Source organism: Devosia sp. (genome assembly GCF_034675085.1).
In the GTDB taxonomy this organism is placed as follows: Bacteria; Pseudomonadota; Alphaproteobacteria; order Rhizobiales; family Devosiaceae; genus Devosia.
The window spans coordinates 1-3,175 of record NZ_JAUCDN010000360.1; the positions used below are offsets into that span (position 1 = coordinate 1).

The 3,175-nt window shown below is 64.4% G+C and carries 3 protein-coding genes and 2 pseudogenes; 1 reads left to right on the top strand and 4 read right to left on the bottom strand.

What is annotated here, in order from left to right; genetic code table 11:
* A pseudogene (locus tag VDP82_RS16200) lies at positions 1-230 on the top strand (squalene/phytoene synthase family protein); the annotation flags it as partial.
* Between the two features lie 145 nt (positions 231-375).
* Here VDP82_RS16200 and trmFO read toward each other — a convergent pair.
* From trmFO to VDP82_RS16220, 4 genes and pseudogenes are all read right to left on the bottom strand, one after another.
* Complete coding sequence (trmFO, locus tag VDP82_RS16205; protein WP_323015863.1) at positions 376-1,761, bottom strand: methylenetetrahydrofolate--tRNA-(uracil(54)-C(5))-methyltransferase (FADH(2)-oxidizing) TrmFO; 1,386 nt, start codon at positions 1,759-1,761, stop codon at positions 376-378.
* A 180-nt stretch (positions 1,762-1,941) separates the two neighbouring features.
* The gene (locus VDP82_RS16210; RefSeq protein ID WP_323015864.1) at positions 1,942-2,091 is read right to left on the bottom strand and encodes a DUF1127 domain-containing protein; all 150 of its coding nucleotides are present in this window, start codon (positions 2,089-2,091) and stop codon (positions 1,942-1,944) included.
* 111 nt (positions 2,092-2,202) lie between these two features.
* Positions 2,203-2,355: a hypothetical protein gene (locus tag VDP82_RS16215; RefSeq protein WP_323015865.1), complete on the bottom strand. Its 153-nt coding sequence runs from the start codon at positions 2,353-2,355 to the stop codon at positions 2,203-2,205.
* A 219-nt stretch (positions 2,356-2,574) separates the two neighbouring features.
* Positions 2,575-3,175, bottom strand: a pseudogene (locus VDP82_RS16220) (excinuclease ABC subunit A); the annotation flags it as partial.

Below are 3,175 nucleotides of genomic sequence, written 5' to 3' on the forward strand. Positions count from 1 at the left end.
GCGCGGCCCTGGGCCAGTTCGCCGAGCTGGCCGCCGATCACCTCGACAAGGCCGATACGGCCATTGCCGCGCTGCCGGCGCGGTTGCGCCCGGCCTTTGCCCAGACCGCGGTGCTGCGGCGGCAATTGACCCTGATGGACCGCAAGGCCGGGGTGTTCGCGCCGGCGCCGGATGAGGCTGACTGGCGCAAGATCCTGCGGCTGGCCTGGTGGAACTGGCGGAGCCGGTAGGGCAACCCCGAACGGTACTCCCAAGCACGGTGTCATTCCGGCGCAGGCCGGAATCCAGGCTGAAGGCTCTCCCCCGGCACCAGAGCGCATGGAAGCATGCGAACATGGATTCCGGCCTGCGCCGGAATGACCCGGTGGGTGGGGCTTATGCCCAGCCCTGCAATGCTTCCAGGGCCCGCGAGGTGATCGCTTTGCGCTTGGCGATGGTTTTTTCTGTGCCGCGCCAGCGGGTTACGCCTTCGGGACGGGTGATGGCGACTTCCGGGAAAAGGCCGAAATTGATGTTCATCGGCTGGAAGCTGCGGGCGCCGCTATAGCTTTCGGCCTCGATATGGCCGCCGGTGATATGGGCGACCAGCGCCCCCAGGGCGGTGGTGACCGGCGGGGTGGGCAGGGTTTCGCCGCGGGCCTCGGCGGCGGTGAGGCGCCCGGTGATGAGGCCGATGGCGGCGCTTTCGACATAGCCTTCCACCCCCGTTACCTGGCCGGCGAAACGGATGCGTGGATCAGCTTTCAGTTTAAGATCGGCCTGCAACACCTTGGGAGAATTGATAAAGGTGTTGCGATGCAGCCCGCCCAGCCGGGCGAATTGTGCATTTTCCAGCCCCGGAATCATGCGGAAGATTTCCGCCTGGATGCCGTAGCGCATCTTGGTCTGGAACCCGACCATGTTCCACAGTGTGCCCAGGGCATTGTCCTGCCGCAACTGCACGATGGCATAGGGTTTTACCGTAGGGTTGCGGGGATTGGTGAGCCCGACCGGCTTCATCGGGCCGTGGCGCAGGGTCTCGACGCCGCGCTCGGCCATGACCTCGATGGGCAGGCAGCCGTCAAAATAGGGGACCTTCTCCCAATCCTTGAATTCGTGCAGGGGCGCGGTCTTCAGCGCCTCGACAAAGGCCATGTACTGGTCCTTGTCCAGGGGGCAGTTGAGATAGTCGGCGCCGGTGCCGCCGGGGCCGGCCTTGTCGTAGCGCGACTGCGCCCAGGCGATGTCCATGTCGATGCTGTCGTAATGGACGATGGGCGCGATGGCGTCGAAAAAGGCCAGCGCATCCTCGCCGGTGCGCGCAAGGATCGCCTCAGCCAGCGCCGGGGAGGTGAGGGGGCCGGTGGCGATGATGACGTGGCGCCAGTCTTCGGGCGGCCAGCCAGCGATTTCCTCGCGCAGGATTTCGATGTTGGGATGGGCTTGCAGCGCCTCGGTGACGGCGGCGGAAAAGCCGTGGCGGTCCACTGCCAGCGCCCCGCCGGCGGGCAGCTTGTGCCGGTCGGCAGCGCGCATGATGAGGGAATTGCAGCGGCGCATTTCCTCATGTAGCAGGCCGACGGCGTTCTGCTCGTAATCGTCGGAGCGGAAGCTGTTGGAGCAGACCAGTTCGGCAAGGCTGTCGGTCTGATGGGCGTCGGTGGTGGTGACGCCGCGCATTTCGTGGAGCACGACCCGGGCGCCGGCCTCTGCCGCCTGCCAGGCCGCTTCCGAGCCCGCAAGGCCGCCGCCGATGATGTGAATGGATTGGGATGTCGACATGGCCGGGCAGATAGCAAGCGGGGATGGGGCGCGCAACATGCATATGCGCCATCAGGGCCACAAGACTATCAGAAGGCGGGGCCTGAGTGGATAAAAGGCGAAAGGCAATAAAAAACAGCCGCGTCTCAGAGAGAAGCGGCTGTTCGATCTGCGGCGCCAGCAGTAAGGGGGCAGTAAATCTTACAGGGCGCTGGCATGGTCGCGGGCGATCCGGTTGATGTCGGCGCGCGAAATACCCAGGTCATTGAGCTGACGATTGTCGAGCGAGGCCAGCTCACGCACGGTCTGCTGATAAGCGGCCCATTTCTTGAACGTCTTGCGAATGTCCATTTGAAGTCTCCTTTCGTTTACGGCCTATATCTAGGGCAGATTGGGGAGAAGGAGCAGAGGGGGATTTGTCAAATAAGCCATGCGCGTCTTGCAGGGCTTGCCCGGCGGCGATCAGCGGTCGAACAGCGCGCGGGTCATCCTGGAGAAATCCGGGCCGCTCACGCCCAGCATGTCGGCCTGGCGGGTGGAGGGAACATCCATTTCCCGCAGCGTCTGCTTGATGTCGACCAGGCGCCTGATGCGCCAAACGGCTCGAACGAACATGGTCCATTCCTCTCGAAAATATCCGGCGGCCGGCAGAGAATGAGCCGTTTCGTACCGCACCGCCATGGCCGGCGCGGCAAGCGTTCCATGCGTCCAGTGCATGGCGATTTCACGCTTCGGACGTAAAACCGCCATAACGCGTCTTCGCATCGGGGGCGTTTGCGCTAACGGACTGTTAGCGCCGAGTGTCGCGTTTCGTCCCCTAACCGTCCCCGATTTTCACTCGGCGGCGCGGGTGGCGAAATGGGGGCGGCGGGCCATGACCTGCTTGAGGAAATGGCCGGTGTGGGAGCGCGGATTTTCCGCCACCTCTTCGGGCGTGCCCACCGCGACGATCTCGCCGCCGCCATCGCCGCCCTCGGGGCCGAGGTCGATGATCCAGTCGGCGGTCTTGATGACCTCCAGATTATGCTCGATGACGACGACGGTGTTGCCGCCATCGACCAACTCGTGGAGAACTTCGAGGAGCTTGGCCACGTCGTGGAAGTGCAGGCCCGTGGTCGGCTCGTCGAGCATATAGAGGGTGCGGCCGGTGGCGCGCTTGGACAGCTCCTTGGAAAGCTTGACGCGCTGCGCCTCGCCGCCGGACAGCGTGGTGGCGGGCTGGCCGATCTTGACATAGCCCAGCCCGACGCGCTGGAGCGTGGCGAACTTGTCGCGGATGACCGGCACGGCGGAGAAGAAGTCGACGCCCTCGTCGATGGTCATGTCGAGCACATCGGAGATGGACTTGCCCTTGAACTGCACTTCCAGGGTCTCGCGGTTGTAGCGCTTGCCCTTGCAGACGTCGCAGGTGACGTAGACGTCGGGCAGGAAGTGC

What these genes read in the sequence shown, in the direction of transcription:
- VDP82_RS16210 (WP_323015864.1), bottom strand. Translation starts at nt 2,091, where the DNA reads ATGGACATTCGCAAGACGTTCAAGAAATGGGCCGCTTATCAGCAGACC.
- VDP82_RS16215 (WP_323015865.1), bottom strand. Translation starts at nt 2,355, where the DNA reads ATGTTCGTTCGAGCCGTTTGGCGCATCAGGCGCCTGGTCGACATCAAG.
- trmFO (WP_323015863.1), bottom strand. Translation starts at nt 1,761, where the DNA reads ATGTCGACATCCCAATCCATTCACATCATCGGCGGCGGCCTTGCGGGC.